Source organism: Streptomyces wuyuanensis (assembly GCF_900103455.1).
Classification (GTDB): Bacteria; Actinomycetota; Actinomycetes; order Streptomycetales; family Streptomycetaceae; genus Streptomyces; species Streptomyces wuyuanensis.
The window spans coordinates 56,399-72,048 of record NZ_FNHI01000032.1 but is presented as its reverse complement, the minus strand read 5'-3'; the positions used below and the strand labels follow the sequence as shown (position 1 = coordinate 72,048).

The following is a 15,650-nucleotide window of genomic DNA, read 5'->3' as shown; positions in this document are numbered from 1 at the left end:
CCCCGGCCGGAACCGGACGGCAGGGCACGGCGTGCCGCCGCCGGAAGGCTCGGTCTCCCCGCGCGGGGCGGGGAGAACCGGGCCCCGAACGCCGGTCAGACGGCCAGCGGCTCCAGGTCGCGGTGGGTCCTGCGCTCGTCCCGGGCGATCCTGGTCAGTGCGTGCTCCTCCCCCAGCAGCCGCGCCAGTTCCTCCGTCGTCTCCGTCCGCAGCGCCGCCGCCTCGTCCTTGCGGCCCAGCGCGCCGAGGGTCACGGCGATGTTGGAGGCGACGGCGAGGACCTCGGGGTGGTGGACGCCGAGCACCTCGCGCAGCTTCGTCACCGCCCGCCGCTCGGTCTCCAGCGCCGATTCCAGCTCGCCCAGGTCGGCACGGGCGTTGGCGAGGTTGACGGTGCAGAACAGCGTGTGCGGATGCGCCGTGCCGAGGACGTCGGTCATCCGGCGGACGGTGGGCACGAGCAGCTGCTCCGCGGTGTCCGGGTCGCCGCAGCCCCACTGGTAGATGCCGAGGTTGTTGATCGCGGCGAGGGTGTAGGGATGCTTCTCGCCCGGCACCTTCGTGTACTGGTCGACGACCTCCTGGGCGAGGTCCCGGGCCGCGACCGGCTCCCCGGCCGCGAACAGGTCGGCCGCCAGGTTCAGATCGCAGGCGAGCGAGTCCGGGTTGGCCGAGGTGTACTTGGCGCGGTAGCGGTTGCGGGTGGCCGTCGTCAGCCGGCGGGCGTCCTCCAGCCGGCCGGCCCGCCGCAGCGAGACCGCGAGGCTCTTGCCCGCGGCGAGGGTGCCGGGGAAGGCGCGGCCGAGGGTCTGCTTGTAGCTCTCGTAGGTGCGGCTGAGCAGGCCGACGGAGTCCTCGTACCGGCCGACCTCGCGCAGGTCGCGGGCGAGGGAGGTGGCCGAGGAGAGCGTGTACGGGTGCTCGGGGCCGAGCACCTCGGTGCGGCGGTCGAAGACGTCCTGGTCGATCTCGCGGGCCCGCGCGTAGTGGCCGACCATGCGCAGGTTCAGCGCCAGGTTGTTGGCGGCGGCCAGGGTGCGCGGGTGGGACTCGTGGAAGATCTGGCTGAACCCCTCGTGCGCCTCGGTGGCCAGCTCCATGGCCTTGCCGTACTGGCCGAGGGTGCCCAGGTCCATCGCCAGACCGCTGGTGGTCATGTACGTGTGCGGGTGGGACGGGCCGAGCACGACGCGCTGGCGCTCCAGGGTGACCTCGTCCAGTTCCCTGGCCTCCACGTAACGTCCCTGCGAGCGGAGGATGTTGGAGAGATGGAAGCGCAGGTACAGGTACTGCAGGTCGTCGTTGCCGAGCATCTCCCGCCAGGCTTCGCGCAGATCGTCGCCGAGGGCTCCGGCGGCCTGCCAGTCACCGCGCTTCCAGAGGTAGCGCACCCGGTCGATGAGGAGCCTGCGGGTCTCGGGCTCCTTGCAGTAGCGGGCCTCGGAAGGACCGAGGTGCGGCCAGATGGTGTTGAACCGCGGCCAGGTCTCGGGGTTGTCGATGGGCTCGTCGTCGTCGGGGCGGGCGCCGGCGAGGATGCGGTGGACGGCGTGCCGCGCGTCCATCTGCTCCTCCTCGCTGAGCTGTGCCCTGATGACGGCCTGCACCAGCCGGTGCACCTGGATGGAGTTGGAGACCTGGTCGACCTTGGCGAGGGCGAACCGGCCGATCTCGCGGATGACGCGGCCGAGTACGAGCTTCTCCTGGAGGGAGGCGTCGTACGGCTTGAGCGCCTCGATCATCTCCTTGCTGTAGAGGAGGTTCGCGGAGATCGGCTCGGGGGCGAAGAACGCGCAGAGCTGGAGCAGCCGCACGGCGGCCGGTGAGCGCTCCTTGAGGCGTTCGATGGAGACGTTCCAGGTCGCGGCGACCGGCTCCGGGTAACCGGCCGGCTGGTTGAGCGCGAGGACGCTGGGCGCCTGCCGGCCGAGCTGCTCCAGATAGGCGGCGACCGGCGTGGCGGTCTCGGCGATCCAGGCCGCGGCCTGTTCGACGGCGAGCGGCAGGTCGCCGACCGCGGCGGCGACCTGGTCGGCGTCCTCCAGGGTGAGTCCGGGCGCGCGGCGCTGGAGGTGCTCGATGGACTCCTCGCGCAGGAAGACGTCTACGGGCAGGGCGTCGCCGTACTGGGACCAGGTCTGGTTCCGGGAGGTGACGAGGATGTGGCCGCCGGTCGGGAAGAACCGCTTGAGCTGCTCGGGGTCGTCGGCGTTGTCGAAGACCAGCAGCCAGCGGGAGGTCGGTACCCCGCGCCTGAGCAGGTCGACGGCCTCCTGGGAGGCGGCGGCCATGTCCTCGCCGCCCTGGGCGCCGAGCCGGGTGGCGAGTTCGGCGAGTCCGGCGACGACGTCGTCGGTCTGCTCGGAGGAGATCCACCAGACCAGGTCGTAGTCGGCCATGAAGCGGTGCACGTACTCCAGCGCGACCTGGGTCTTGCCGACACCGCCGAGGCCGTACAGCGTCTGGGGCTGCGGCAGCACGACGGCCATGCCGCCGCCGAGCTGGTCGCGCATCCGCTCCAGGACGACGGACCGGCCGGTGAAGCCGGGGTTGCGGGCCGGCGCGTTCCAGATCTTGGGGACGGTGCCGGGGAACCGCGGGCCGGGCGCGACGCCGTCGGTGAGCTGGACCGGACGGTCGAGGGCGCGCAGCAGCGCGCTGGTCGCGTGCACCTCGTCGAGGCGGAACAGGTCGACGGGATTGCGGTCGATGTAGGGGGTGGTGAGGCGTACGTCGCCGACGCGCAGCGGGAGCAGATGGCGGCCGCGGCCGCCGCCCGGGTCCTCGGCCGCGGCCCGTTCCCACACCTGCACGGCACGGGCGGACTTGAGATAGGCGCTGGAGAGCAGCACGACCGTGCGTGCCGCGTTCTCGGGGGCGAGGACGGCGGAGCCGTCCTGGGGCGCTTCCGCGGAGACGTCCCGGGGGATCACCCGGAAACCGGCGCGGGTGAGGACGGACTCGATCCAGTCGGCCCACATGCGGTTCTCGGCGACGTAGCTGAGGAACAGGTCGGCGGGCAGCGCGGGGCGGCGGCGGGTGAAGGCGTCCCTGATCCGCAGCCTGATCTCCTCGCCGACGGTCGGCATGGCGGTGATCTCCCCTTCGGTGACGACGGCGGTGAGCCGTTCGAAGGCGGAGAGCAGGGAGTTGGTGAGTCCGGCCTCGTCGCCGAAGGTGGCGAGGGTCTCCTCGTAGGCGTAGTAGGGGCGGTACGGGATCTCCACCGCGCCCCAGTAGGACGTGAGTTCATCGCCGGCGAGCCCGGTCGGGAACCGGTCGAACTTCAGCCGGGCGAGGGCCCGTCCGGCGTCGGCCTTCTCCTTCTCCCCCTCGTCGATGCGCATGGGGACGGGGAGGATGCGGATGCCGCGGCCGCCGTAGCGCTCGTCGATCTGGCGGGCGACGGCGGCGGCGCCGTCGATGGACTGGTCGCTGAGGGTGAAGCAGTCGACGAGGACGTCCGGGAGGTGGACGGTGCAGATGTCGGCGATGTCGCTGAGGCCGGTGCGGCTGTCGATGAGGACGTAGTCGTAGTTGGCCTTCATGTCGTCGCGCAGTGCGTCGAAGAAGTGCCCGCCGCCGAGCCGGTCGTAGAAGTTGTCCCAGTCGAAGGTGGAGACGGTCGCCGAGTACTCGCGGTTCTGCTTGCCCGCGGAGACGAAGTCGAGGGTGCCGCCCTCGGGGAACTCCCAGCCGAGGCTCTCGGGGGTGAGGGAGACGGCGTGCGGCTGGATGCGCGCGTAGTCGCGGTGCCAGTCGTCGGGACGCTGCACGGGGCTCGTCGCGGCCCAGGCGTACTCGGTGATCAGGTCGATGACGCCGGTGGTGGCGCCGAGCGTGGACGGGTCGAGGAAGGGGTGGAAGAAACGGTGCAGGCCGGGGGCTTCCAGGTCCCAGTCGACGGCGAGGACCCGCTTGCCGTTGGCGGCGAGTATCCAGGCGGTGTTGGCCATGGCCATCGTCCGCCCGGTGCCTCCCTTGTACGAGTAGAACGTGACGATGCGTCCGTCACGACTGGCTGTCATCCGTGTCCTCCGCATCCGGCGCGTGGTCGAGCATGTCGGGGATGTAGTGCGTGGTGGCGTACTCGGCCGCCATGGGGCCGCGCAGCCGCGGACGTTCGGTGTGGCTGCCGCCGGCGGGCGGATAGACCTGGGCGTGGCGCAGGTACTGCTGGGCGGCGGCCTCCACGACCTGAGGGAGGATCTGGCCGAATGCCTCCATGCTGGGCACTCCCCGGGCGGCGGCGCGACAGGCCGCGCGGCCCTGGCTGAGTTTGGTCGGCAGGGTCTGTTCGAGCTTGGCGATGAGCTCGCTCTCGGCGCCGCGGCTCTGGTGGTCGTCGCGGTTCCAGGGGACGACGACGCCGACCCAGGGACGGTTCTCGGCGTCGAAGGCGGCGAGCCGCTCGCGTCTCTCGTCGTCTTCCAGGGCCCAGCGGTCGACGATCAGCAACTCCGGCCTGGTCGGCGGCTGCTTGCTGTCGAGCGGCACGCTGTCGTGGTCGAACGAGGCGACTGTGGCCTGGTAGTTGAGAGTTCGCACCAGGTCGCGTGCGACGTATGCGAGCGGCCGGTGCGCCTCCGGGTAGTAGGGGTTCCAGTCCTGCGGCATGTCGCCGTAGTAGTCGGGGTCCCGGCCCGGGGGCAGGTCGTGGCGGGTCGGGGCGGCCACGGTGACCTGGATGGGGCGGGGGCCGGTGCTGCGCGGCCTGGCCGGGTCCGGGGCGCCGAAGGCGCTGGGGGCCTGCCGGTAGTCGAGCGGTCTGCTGGGCCCGACCGCGGTGGTGTCCGCGACGCTGACGATGCGTTTGGCGAGTTCGTAGACGGCCCGCTCGTACTCCTCGGCGAATATCCGGAGTTTGATGAGGCCGTAGAGCCCGTCGGTGACGTAGCGGTCGCCGAAGGCGCGGTGGTTGAACTGCAACCGCTCTGCGGGATGGGGCAGTTGCTCGGGCGGCACCGGTACCCACAGCGCGGGCACGATGGCCTCGGCGGGCCGGTTGCTCTTGGCCTGGTGATAGATCTCCCGCTGGGCGAAGGCGAACCACTCCTTGCCGCACATCTCGCTCGCGAAGTAGCGGGGTGAGAACAGCGGGACGAAGACCCGGCAGGTGGCGAGGACTTCGGCGAGCCGCTCGGACCACCCCTCGCCGGAGCGTATCTCCCGGTCCATGAATCCCGCCGGCGCCCCTGCGGGGAGATCGGTCATGGCCATCACATGGCCGCACAGATCCCGGAAGAGACGCTCCACCCACATGTCGGGGTCCGGCCCGCCCGCTCCGTACCTCGGTGTGTGCGCATAGCTCAAGAAGAAGTACGGCCGATGGTCCGCCGCTCGCTGCTGCGATGACGCGTGCACACGACCCCCGTCCTGTATGAACACCCGCACCCGATGGTGATGAGGTGCGAGCGGACCAATCATTCCGGAGCAGACCTTGCTCCATCCCCTGGTCGTTCGGTCAATCAACGCCGCTTTTCGGACATCCACGCCTCTGCATGGTTCACCGCGTCGGTGATCGAGAACAAGGTTGCGATCGTTCCTCCCAGTTGTCCCTTCTGTTCGAGATTCCAGGAGAAGGCGGCCCCGATGGCGTCGAAATCGGTGTCGTCGAGTTCGACGTCCAGGTATTCCGTCCATTCCGGGCCGTCCGCCCCCCGCACCACACAGGCGTACCGGCGCAAAGGCGCACCGGTGCGGTACTCCGCCAGGTGGAAGGCGGTGCAGACGGAGAAGCCGACATTGATCATCAATACCCGCGCTCCGGCCCGGTAGAGCGCCCCGAGCGGGGATTCCTCGCCGAGATGGCAGGAGAGCGGGTGCCGGGCGAGAAGCTCCCCCGCCCTCCGGCCGAGCGCGGCGAACGACGTCTGGGGGTGGGCGCTGCGCACCGCTCCCCCGGCGGTCCGCACGGACTCGGCCAACCGGCCCATCCCGGTGCTCGGGGTGCGGGCCGGGTCGAAGGCGGGCATCGTGGCCCGGAAGGCCGCCGCCTGAGTGGGTGTCATCCCCGCGATGCGTCGCAGATGGGCGGAGGACGTGTCGGAGTTCTCGGCGGTGAAGGCGGGGACCACGACCGTGCCCTCCTCGCCGACCGTCCTCAGCAGGGCGTCGCGGAGCTCCGGGGCGTCCATGCCCGTGCCGCCGAGGCCCGCGTGGACGAGGACCGTCTCCCCCGCCCGTAACCCGAGTTCCGTCAGCTGCCGCGCGAGCCCGCCGCGCTCAACGACTGTGTCGGTCACGGTCCGCCTCTTCCCACAGCAGCGCCAGCAGACGCTTCCCGCCGACGGTGAGTTCCGCGGCGCGGTCCAGGGTGTCGAGCGCCCGCAGGGCGGCCTCCGCGCCGTCCGGGTCGAAGGCCCGGAGGCCGGTCCGCTCGTACGCCCCCGCCAGCAGCTCGGAGACCGGGACCGGTGCCTCCTGCCACGGCGCCGGGTGGGTCCACAGGCCGTCGTCGGCGTAGAGGTCGGTGACCTCCAGCAGGGCCCAGAGGCGTGCCCGGCGCCAGCCGCGCAGCAGCACGGGAGCCAACTCCGCGGCCTCGGCGCGCAGTGGGACGCCCAGGGCGCCGAGCGCGTGCCGTCCGGCAGCCGGGCGGCGGCCGTCGACCGGGGTCAGGGTGGTGAGCGACGCGGCGGCGGCAGCGGCCTGTTCCGGTGCGCGGGCGCGCAGCAGGCCCCAGGCACGGGCCAGCCGGGCCGTCCACTCGGCCGCCTCCGCGTGGCCGAGCCGGGGCAGTGCCGGGGCGTCGAAGCAGTCGCGGTACGGGTCGAGGTCGTCGACGGCGAGGTCGGGCGCCCCGTCCCGGCCGAGCCGGCGAACGGGCCGCCAGCCGGCGCTGTGTTCGTCGGGCCGGGGGATGTGCCGCTCGCCGTCGCCGGTCCGCACGAGGAGGCCCTTCTCGACGGGCCGCACCTCCGCGGTGCCGTGCGGTGCGGCCCCGGTGAGCCGGAGTTCGCCGATCGTGGGCAGCAGCAGCGCGCCGTCCTCGTACGGGACCTGCACGGGCAGGTCGAGGCCGCCGCGGACGACGGCGGCGGCGACCGAGGACGCCAGCCTGCCGGCCGGGAGCAGGGCGGCGCCGGGCGAGCCCTCGTGCAGCGCGTCCAGGGCCCCGTGCAGCCAGCCGCGTGTGTACGGGTGGGACAGCACGCCGTCGAGCGCGCCGGGGTGCCGGTCGACGGTCCCGGCCAGCTCCCAGGCCCGGGCCCAGTCCTCGCCGCCGCGTCCGTCGAGTTCTCTGTGGAGGCCGGCGAGGAGCAGCCGTGTCAGCTCGTGCTGCTCGGTCCGCAGCTCCCCGTCGTCGGTGACCGCGGCGGGCACCGAGCGGGCGGCGGTGCGCCGCTCGACACCGCGGACGAGGGCCTCGAGGTCCGTGCAGTAGACGGAGGTGTTGTCGAAGCCCGTGCCGGAGCGGTAGCGGTGGGCGTAGAGGCCGCCGCCGCAGGAGCGGACGACGGGGCATTCGCGGCAGGTCGCGCCGACGCCGGCGAGGCCGAGCTGGCGGGCCCGGACGCCCGGGTGGGCGGCGACCTCGTCGAAGGTGTGGGCGAAGACGTCGAAGCCGGTGGCGGCCGCGCCCTCGTAGGCGGTCTTGAGCGAGTCGACCTGCTCCAGGGTGCCGTCGGTCTCCACGACGACGAGGTCGGTGGGTGTGAGGCCGAGCGATTCGGTGAGGCCGGGGCCACCGGAGAGCGTGGACAGGACCGAGGCGAAGAGCCGCACCGGTACCCGGCGGCCCTGCCGGTCCCAGCGGTCGAAGACGGTGAGGAGCCAGTCGGCGTAGGCGGTCGGGGAGCCGTCGGGCCTGGGCGGTGGCTCGTCCCACGTGGCGTGCGGCAGCAGGAAGTCGATGCGCGGGGGGTCGAGTTCCATCAGCGCGTCGTGGACGGCGACCGGGTCGTTGGCGACGTCGACGGTGCACAGGAGGCCGAGGTTGAGATGGCGCCAGCGGTCCGTGCCGAGCAGTTCGACGGCCTTGAGCACGAGGGGGTGGCTGCTGCGCCCGTCCGCGAAGCGGCGATGGCGGTCGTTGGCGGCCTTGTCGCCGTCGAGGGAGATGCCGACCTTGACGCCGAACTCGTCGAAGAGTTCCAGATAGCGCGGGCTCAGCTGGAGGCCATTGGTGTGAATGCGCAGGTCGAGGGCGGCGACACCGTCGAGAGCCTTGGTGAGTTCCTCACAGACCCGGCGTAACCGGGTGGGGCCGGCGAGCAGAGGCTCCCCTCCGTGCAGGATCACTGACACGGAGGGCAGGGCATGTTTCTTCGCATGCTCGGCCAGTCGCAGAGCTGTCCAGAAAATCGCCTCGTCAGAGATTGTTTTCGGGCGGGTGCGCCAGCTCTGATCAGCGTGTTCGTAGATATAGCAGTGGTCGCAAGCAAGATCACATCTGCTGTGGACCTTCAATACGATCTCGCGGAACGGGACCACGGGTCGGGTCATTCCGCCAGTCTAGGGCAGTCCGCCCGCTGTAAGGACGGTCTGGAACCGGACTAGAGCGCGGAGTTGAACGTGGACATCCGTGCGGAACGGTCGGCGCCGGAGGGGCGCACGCGACCCAGCTTCCTGGCCGCCTCGGCGTCACGCACGTCGATCTCGGTGAGGGGCACCCGGTCCTTCTTCACAGGAGCAAAGGTGACTGAAGTCTGGAGGGTCACGACGGCCGTCCTAGGTCATGTTGTGCTAACGGGGGAGCACCGGGCACCGTTGCAGTGTCGGCGGCACGACTTTACTCTCATGGCCACCCGCAGCAACTCGGCACGGAGAGCTGAAACAGAAGCGTTGCGCGAGTATGCCCCACTCCGAACGGAACAAGCCATTCCATCGAACGAGTGAAGCCAAAATCCGCAGAGGGGGGTACGCATGACCGGTATTCCCGGCCATCTGCAAAGCATGGTATTTCGAAATGCCGATCTGCCGGCACTGTTCCACAGCGCGGACGAGACGGCCATCGACCGGCAGCGCGAGGCGGTCAAGGGCACCCGGCTGCAGCTGCTCCTCCTGGTCCTGGGCTCGGCATTCGCCGCGCTGCCCTGGCGCGGGACGGTCGGCGACTCCTTCCAGCTCATGGGCCTGCTGAGCGCGTCGGCGTATGCCTGGGTGCTCGTCGTGACGTTCCGGAGGACCCGCCGCCGAGCAAAGTCGCACTGGCAACTCAACCGCTCCGCAGCGGAGTTCATCCGGTCGATGTGCTGGCGCTACGCGGTGCACGGGGCACCCTTCGACTCCAACTCCCGCGACCCGGACGGGCTGTTCACCACGCGGCTGGAGGAAGGGCTGCGGGAGCTGCGCAAGGTCGGATGGGTGGACCCGCGCGAGGGCGGTGGGAGCGCGGCCTCCGGCGAGCTGATCACGACTCCGATGCGCCTGCTGCGGGAGAAGGTCTTCAGCGTACGCAAGGAGACGTATGTGAGGGACCGTCTGATCGAGCAGCGCAACTGGTACCACCGGCGTGCGGAGATCTCCCGGCGCGCCACCGCGCTGTGGACGGTGACGATCGGCCTGCTCACCGCGCTCGCGCTGCTGTTCGGGGTACTGCGCACGTTCTCCGTCACCGACTCGGCCGAACCGGTGCCGCTGCTGTCCGCCGCGGCCGCGGCGTGTCTGGCGTGGAGCGAGATCCGGCGCCATCAGCCGCTGATCGCGGCGCACTCGCTGGTGGAGGAGGACCTGGCGGCGATTCACATCGCGATGGAGACCTCGGTGACGGAGGAGCAGTGGCCGTCGGCGGTGTACGAGACCGAGCGCATCGTCTCGCCCCAGCACACCGACTGGCTCGTCCAGCACCGGAGTTGACGCACCGGCCGGTGGTGGCCCCGGCCCGGTGCCGCCACCGCTCCGCCGGACCGGCTGCCGCGGGCGTCAGGCCCGCTCGACCCCGTCGCACCACACCACGGTCACCGGCGTGCCCCGCTCGCGCGCGTACCGGACGATGTCGCCCGTGCCGCCGAGTCCGCGGGCCGGCCGGCCGTCCCAGACCGCCAGGAGCCGGTCGCAGTTGTCGGCGATGTACGCGCCGGCCGCGTAGTACGCCTCGTCAGTGGAGTGGGGGAAGGCCAGCCGGACCTCCTGGCTGGCCCTGCCTCTGAGCCGCCGGTAGCAGGCCAGCGCTCCGGGGTCGTCGAAGCCGTCCTCGTAGTCCCCGCTGGGGATCACCACGGTGAGTTCGGCGCCGCAGGCGAGGGCGATGTCGGCGAAGAGCTGGTCGGCCCCCTCGGCCAGGCTGGAGAGTGCTTCCAGCGCACCCTCGCGGCCGCACAGCAGCGACTTCATCCCGGCCAGCACGTGCGGCATGGCCTCGGGCGGAATGCTTCTGTGGCCGGTCACTCCGATGCGCTTCATCCGCCCCCCGATCCGTTGTGGCCGACCGCCCTGCCATCCTCTCAAAAGTGTGCAAGACGTCGAGCCCCCGCCGTGGTGCACGGCGGGGGCCCTTGTTGACCGCGGTGGCGCTCGGCGTCCGCGGAACGGTCAGTAGACGCTGACCCCGTAGGCGCTGAGGGCCTCGGTGACGGGCTGGAAGAACGTCGTACCGCCACTGGAGCAGTTGCCGCTGCCGCCGGAGGTCAGACCGATCGCCCGGCTGCCGGAGTACAGCGGGCCGCCGCTGTCGCCCGGTTCGGCGCAGACGTTGGTGCGGATCATGCCGTAGACGATGTCACCGCCGCCGTAGTTGACCGTGGCGTTGAGACCGGTGACGGTGCCGCTGTGGGTGCCCGTGGTGGAGCCGCGGCGGGTCACGGACATGCCGACCGTCGCGTTGGCCGCGCTGGTGATGTCGACGCTGCCGACGGTGCCCGGCTTGGCGATGGAGGTGTTGCTGTAGCGCACGATGCCGTAGTCGTTGCCCGGGAAGCTGGAGCCCGCGGTCGGGCCGAGGACGGTGGTGCGGGCGGAGTTCGCGTACCAGGTGCCCGCGCCGTCGGTGCAGTGACCCGCCGTCAGAAAGTACGAGGTGCCCGCGCTGTTGCGGACGTTGAAGCCGAGCGAGCAGCGCCAGCTGGTGGCGTAGATCGCGTCGCCGCCGGAGATGAGCTTGCTGAACTTGCCGGGGGTGCGCTCGACGCGCAGGGCACCGGCGTTGGCGCCGGCCTCCCGCTTGATCTGCGCGATCTCGGCCTTGGAGACGGTGGAGTCGGCGGTCACGACCAGCGTGTTGGTCGCTTTGTCGACATGCCAGGCGGTACCCGGCACATCGGCGGTCAGCACGGCGTCGCTCGCGGCGGAGAGCTGGGACGCGCTGAAGGTGACGGGCGCTTCGTCGGCGGCGGCGGTGGGGACAGCCAGTGCGGCGGCTGCGACGAGGCCGGTCGTCACGGCGAGCAGACGGGTCCGTCTGGCCACGCCGTGGGTGGGGGTGGTGCGCTTGATCCTCACTTCTCGTTCCTCCCGAGGGGAATCGGGGGCCCGACTGTGGGGTGACGGGCCCGTGAGGCGCAGTCAGCGGGCGCGGGGATGTGTCCGGATTCCGGTCACGTTGTGCCCCTGACAAGCGCTGTTCGGGAGTATTCGGCGAGCCAACCAGCCGCGCAAGGGCGCCTTTCGGCCGTGCGGCGCCATGGCACGCCGGACGGCCCCGGAGGCGTGGTGCCTCCGCGGCTGTCGCGGTCCGTCGTGGGTGAGACGGAGCGGCGGGCGGTCAGGTTCCGTCTCCCGGTGGTGAGTTCGGGTTTCGGGCACGTCGCACATCGGACGGGAGGTGCGGATGACATGGGCCGGGAGGCGACGGCGGCAATGGGGTTCCGGCCGTACGGACGCGCCGTCCCGGGCGGCGCGCGGCGGGACGCGCACGGCGCAGGCCCGGGCACGGGCAGGGCCCGGCGCGCCGGCGTGTCCGGATCGAACTCGCCTACGCAGACAGGCGGCGCGCGGCGCCGTGCGTCCCACCGGCGCGCCCCCGGACACGGCCCTCGGTTCCTCCCCGCCGCGCCCGCATCGAAGAGGACGGCGCGGTCAGCGGCTCGCCGCCGCCGGGGAACCGCCGGGGGCGGCCGTCGTAGGCGTAGCGCGCCACCCCTCCCCGCCCAGGCGGGGTTGACCGGAATTCGCTCTTCCGTGGGGCTGGAGTGACCACGGATCCCCCCGGCTGCCGGAGGGCCGCCAGGGATGGGCCCGCCCCTGCGGCCCGCCGCACTGCCCCGTGCTGTCCGCGCCGTCCGCGCACCGGACCGCGGCGGACGCACTCCGCACACCGGCGAGTCTGCCCCGCCGGCCGAGAAGGCGCCGACGGCCGAGAAGGCGCCGACGGTCCGCGGGCACCGGCGTGGGTCCGTCCCGCCGCCGGGACCGAACCGTCCGGGCGCACGGATCCGCCTGCGGGGTCCATACCCTGACGTTCAGTCAGCGATCCGGGCGGCACCGCCCCGCACACCGGGCTCAGCAGCCGTCGCAGGGGCAGCAGCAGTCGCAACCGTCGCAGCCGCAGTCGCACTTGTGGCAGCAGCCCTCGCGCTTCTTGCGGGACCACGGGCCCTCGTACTCCTCGGCGCAGCACAGCCGGCAGGTGCAGCACAGGCCGACGAAGGCCGCGCAGCCCGCCCAGAAGCCGCGGGGCTTGGGCTTCGGGGGCTCGCCGCCGAAGCCGAACCGGGGCGGCTCGCCTCCGTTCCCGCCGGACCCGCCGCCGTAGGGGGTGCCGCCGTACGGATTCCCCCCTCCGTAGGGGTTGGCGGATCCGTAGGGTCCCGCCGCTCCCCCGTGGGCGCCGCCGTACGGATTGCCTCCGTGCGGCGGCTGCCCGCCGTAGCCCTGGTGCGAGCAGGCCGCTTCACCGAAGGCCCGGTCCACGGACCGCCGGAGCTCGTGCGCGAGAAGCACGTGCAGCAGCCGGTCGTCGACGAACTCCGCGTCCCGCAGGGCGAGCCTGATGCCGTGGAGGGCGTCGTCGGCCAGACGGCGGGCCTCGGCGAGGCTCGTGCCGGTCGCCGTGAGCGGGTTCCACGCCCCCGACGCGGCGTCTGCCTCCCTGTCCTCCACGGCGTCCAGCAGATGCGCCAGCCGTCCGAAGAGCCGGCCGGCCTCGGCCAGTGGGACGGCGTTGCCCGGGCGGCCGGCGAGGACCGCGGTGTGCGCGAAGGCGGCGGCGGTCGCCGTCTCCGTCGGCTCGGTCACGACCAGCAGCGGCGTCCCCGGGCCGGCCAGCGACTCGATCCCGGTCTGCCGGTCCACGGCGTCGACCAGCACCGCCGTGTCGAAGCCCAGCGCCGCGCCGGCGCGGGCTCCGGCGCGGTCCCAGCCCGTCGCGATCCGGCGTGCGGCCGCGGCCACCGGCCTGCGCGCCAACACCCCGTCCCGGTCGGCGACGTGGTCGCGGACCTTGGCGGAGGCGAGGACGAGCGAGACGGCGGCGGCGAGCCGGGCACCCTCGCCCCGGGCGACGGGCGCGGTGCGCATGGCGCGCAGGGGGCAGGGCCCGGCCGTGCGCCGCTGCACCGGGGTGCGTTCGGTCTGAGCCTCCGTCAGAACCGAGACGATCAGCCCGTCGTAGTTCGTGACGATCCTGGCGAACTGCCCGTGGTCCGAGCGAAGAGCCAGGCAGAGTCCGCAGAGATGGGCCATCCACTCCGTCTTGAGCCCGTCAGTGAGGCGATGGCTGCAGGGCCGGACGATTCCGAACACGACGTTCCCCCGGGTGTCGTTCGAGTGCGCGGCCCGCATCGTATCCATCCGGCCGTTCACCCGGACGCTCCGACGCTCACCCGTCTGCCGAGACATTCATATTTTGCTTCCATATGAGCCCCTTCAGGGCCCCTACGCTGGAAGAACCTTGACGAACCGCCACATGTTCTGCACCAGTACCGTCACGAATCCCCTGCGCGGCGACTATCCACTTGGCGTGCGATCCGCATTATGGACGACCATAGGGATATGCGGAACCACAAGTGACCGCGGTCGAAAGGAGGCGTCCATGGGATCGGTGCGCAAGGCGAGTGCATGGCTCGGTCTCGTCGAGGACAACGACGAGCGCTACTACGACGACGAGTACGCCGAGGGTACGGGAGCCGGCGACCAGTGGGTGACCGACCCGCGTGTCCGGGTCGCCTCCGAGACGGCCGAGGAGCAGGGCCGCCGGATCGCCACCATCTCCCCCGACAGCTTCCGGGACGCGCGCGGCATCGGCGAGCACTTCCGCGAGGGCGTTCCCGTCATCGTGAATCTGACCTCCATGGAGCCCGCCGACGCCAAGCGCGTGGTGGACTTCGCGGCCGGGCTGACCTTCGGGCTGCGCGGCTCCATCGAGCGCGTGGCGACCCGGGTCTTCCTGCTGACCCCCGCCGACACGGAGATCGTCAGCGGGGAGTCCGCGGGCCGCCCCGGCGACGGCTTCTTCAACCAGAGCTGAGCAGGGCGCTCGCCGGCCGGCCGGAACGGGACGGTCGGCCTACCGGAACGCGTCGAGGCCGGTGAGCGCCTTGCCCAGCACGAGTTGGTGCATCTCGACGGTGCCCTCGTAGGTGAGCACCGACTCGAGATTGGTGGCGTGCCGCATCACGGGGTACTCGAGCGAGATCCCGTTGGCGCCGAGGATCGTGCGCGCCGTGCGGCAGATCTCGATCGCCTCACGCACGTTGTTCAGCTTTCCGAAACTGACCTGCTCCGGGCGGAGCGTCCCGGCGTCCATCCGCCGCCCGAGGTGATGGGCGAGCAGGATTCCCTTGTGCAGTTCGAGCGCCATGTCGGCGAGCTTGGCCTGGGTGAGCTGGAAGCCGCCGATGGGCTTTCCGAACTGCTCCCGTGTCCTGGCGTAGTCGAGCGCCGCCTCGAAGCTGGAGCGTGCCGCGCCCATCGCGCCCCAGACGATGCCGTACCGGGCGTGCGAAAGGCAGCTGAGCGGGCCCTTCAGTCCCGTCACGCCCGGGAGGACGGCGTCCTGCGGCAGCCGTACCTCGTCCATGACGAGCTCGCTGGTGACGGACGCCCGCAGCGACCACTTGTGCCGGATCTCGGGGGCCGAGAAGCCGGGTGCGTCGGTGGGGACGGCGAAGCCGCGGATTCCGTCGTCGGTCTGGGCCCAGACCACGGCGACGCCTGCGACGGAGCCGTTGGTGATCCACATCTTGCGGCCGTTGAGCACCCAGTCTGAGCCGTCGCGCTTGGCATAGGTGCGCATTCCGGCCGGGTCGGAGCCGTGGTCGGGCTCGGTGAGCCCGAAGCAGCCGATGGTCTCGCCGGCCGCCATGCCCGGCAGCCACCGCTGCTTCTGCTCCTCGGAGCCGAACTTCCAGATCGCGTACATGGCGAGTGAGCCCTGGACGGACACGAGCGAGCGGATCCCGGAGTCGGCGGCCTCCAGTTCCAGGCAGGCGAGTCCGTACTGCACGGCGGTGGCGCCGGCGCAGCCGTATCCGGTCAGCGACATGCCGAGGGCGCCGATCGAGCCGAGCTCCCGGGCCAGTTCGCGGACCGCGGGGAGTTCACCGCTCTCGTACCACTCGGCGATGTGCGGCAGCACGCGGTCGGCGGCCCAGGAGCGGACGGTGTCGCGGACCGCGAGGTCCTCCGGCTCGAGCAGGTCGTCGATGCCGAGGGGGTCGGCGGGGTCGAAGGGCGGCAGCTTCGAGGATGCGGACATGAGGGTGCCTCCGGCGGCTCGCACGGCGCTGTCCAGGTCCCGGCGGCTGCCGACCTGGAAACTAGCAGTGGTA

The 15,650-nt window shown here is 71.7% G+C and carries 11 protein-coding genes; 2 read left to right on the top strand and 9 right to left on the bottom strand.

Translation table 11 applies throughout. From position 1 onward, the window contains the following. Positions 1 to 95: 95 nt before the first annotated feature. The 5 genes from fxsT to fxsA form a co-directional block, all read right to left on the bottom strand. Positions 96 to 4,028, bottom strand: coding sequence for an FxSxx-COOH system tetratricopeptide repeat protein (gene fxsT / locus BLT82_RS34010; protein ID WP_167746158.1), 3,933 nt, complete (start codon positions 4,026 to 4,028; stop codon positions 96 to 98). Beyond that, positions 4,012 to 5,364, bottom strand: coding sequence for an FxsC protein (gene fsxC / locus BLT82_RS34005; protein ID WP_244529864.1), 1,353 nt, complete (start codon positions 5,362 to 5,364; stop codon positions 4,012 to 4,014). The genes fxsT and fsxC overlap by 17 nt, the downstream gene beginning before the upstream one ends. Before the next feature lie 104 nt (positions 5,365 to 5,468). Further along, complete coding sequence (locus BLT82_RS34000) at positions 5,469 to 6,245, bottom strand: AAC(3) family N-acetyltransferase (protein WP_093661974.1); 777 nt, start codon at positions 6,243 to 6,245, stop codon at positions 5,469 to 5,471. Then, positions 6,226 to 8,448, bottom strand: coding sequence for a radical SAM/SPASM protein FxsBH, inactivated beta-hydroxylase extension form (fxsBH, locus tag BLT82_RS33995; RefSeq protein ID WP_244529863.1), 2,223 nt, complete (start codon positions 8,446 to 8,448; stop codon positions 6,226 to 6,228). Before fxsBH ends, BLT82_RS34000 begins: the two co-directional genes overlap by 20 nt. Before the next feature lie 50 nt (positions 8,449 to 8,498). After that, positions 8,499 to 8,663 (bottom strand): FxSxx-COOH cyclophane-containing RiPP peptide, encoded by a 165-nt coding sequence (gene fxsA / locus BLT82_RS33990; protein ID WP_208868119.1) that lies wholly within the window; start codon positions 8,661 to 8,663, stop codon positions 8,499 to 8,501. A 235-nt stretch (positions 8,664 to 8,898) separates the two neighbouring features. On the opposite strand from fxsA, the gene BLT82_RS33985 reads away from it, so the two are divergent. After that, positions 8,899 to 9,801, top strand: coding sequence for a DUF4231 domain-containing protein (locus tag BLT82_RS33985; protein WP_093661970.1), 903 nt, complete (start codon positions 8,899 to 8,901; stop codon positions 9,799 to 9,801). Positions 9,802 to 9,867: 66 nt separating this feature from the next. On the opposite strand, the gene BLT82_RS33980 is transcribed toward BLT82_RS33985, so the two are convergent. The 3 genes from BLT82_RS33980 to BLT82_RS33970 all read right to left on the bottom strand — a co-directional run bounded on the left by BLT82_RS33980 (position 9,868) and on the right by BLT82_RS33970 (position 13,623). Beyond that, the gene (locus BLT82_RS33980) at positions 9,868 to 10,347 is read right to left on the bottom strand and encodes a hypothetical protein (protein WP_093661968.1); all 480 of its coding nucleotides are present in this window, start codon (positions 10,345 to 10,347) and stop codon (positions 9,868 to 9,870) included. A gap of 129 nt (positions 10,348 to 10,476) precedes the next feature. Further along, a complete protein-coding gene (locus BLT82_RS33975) occupies positions 10,477 to 11,382 on the bottom strand; it encodes a S1 family peptidase (protein ID WP_093661966.1) in 906 nt (301 codons plus the stop codon). A 999-nt stretch (positions 11,383 to 12,381) separates the two neighbouring features. After that, positions 12,382 to 13,623 (bottom strand): DUF5685 family protein, encoded by a 1,242-nt coding sequence (locus BLT82_RS33970; RefSeq protein ID WP_208868123.1) that lies wholly within the window; start codon positions 13,621 to 13,623, stop codon positions 12,382 to 12,384. A 289-nt stretch (positions 13,624 to 13,912) separates the two neighbouring features. On the opposite strand from BLT82_RS33970, the gene BLT82_RS33965 reads away from it, so the two are divergent. After that, entirely contained in the window at positions 13,913 to 14,347 is a 435-nt protein-coding gene (locus BLT82_RS33965) for a cell division protein SepF (RefSeq protein ID WP_093661962.1), read from the top strand. 39 nt (positions 14,348 to 14,386) lie between these two features. On the opposite strand, the gene BLT82_RS33960 is transcribed toward BLT82_RS33965, so the two are convergent. Then, complete coding sequence (locus BLT82_RS33960) at positions 14,387 to 15,577, bottom strand: acyl-CoA dehydrogenase family protein (protein WP_093661960.1); 1,191 nt, start codon at positions 15,575 to 15,577, stop codon at positions 14,387 to 14,389. Positions 15,578 to 15,650: the final 73 nt, after the last annotated feature.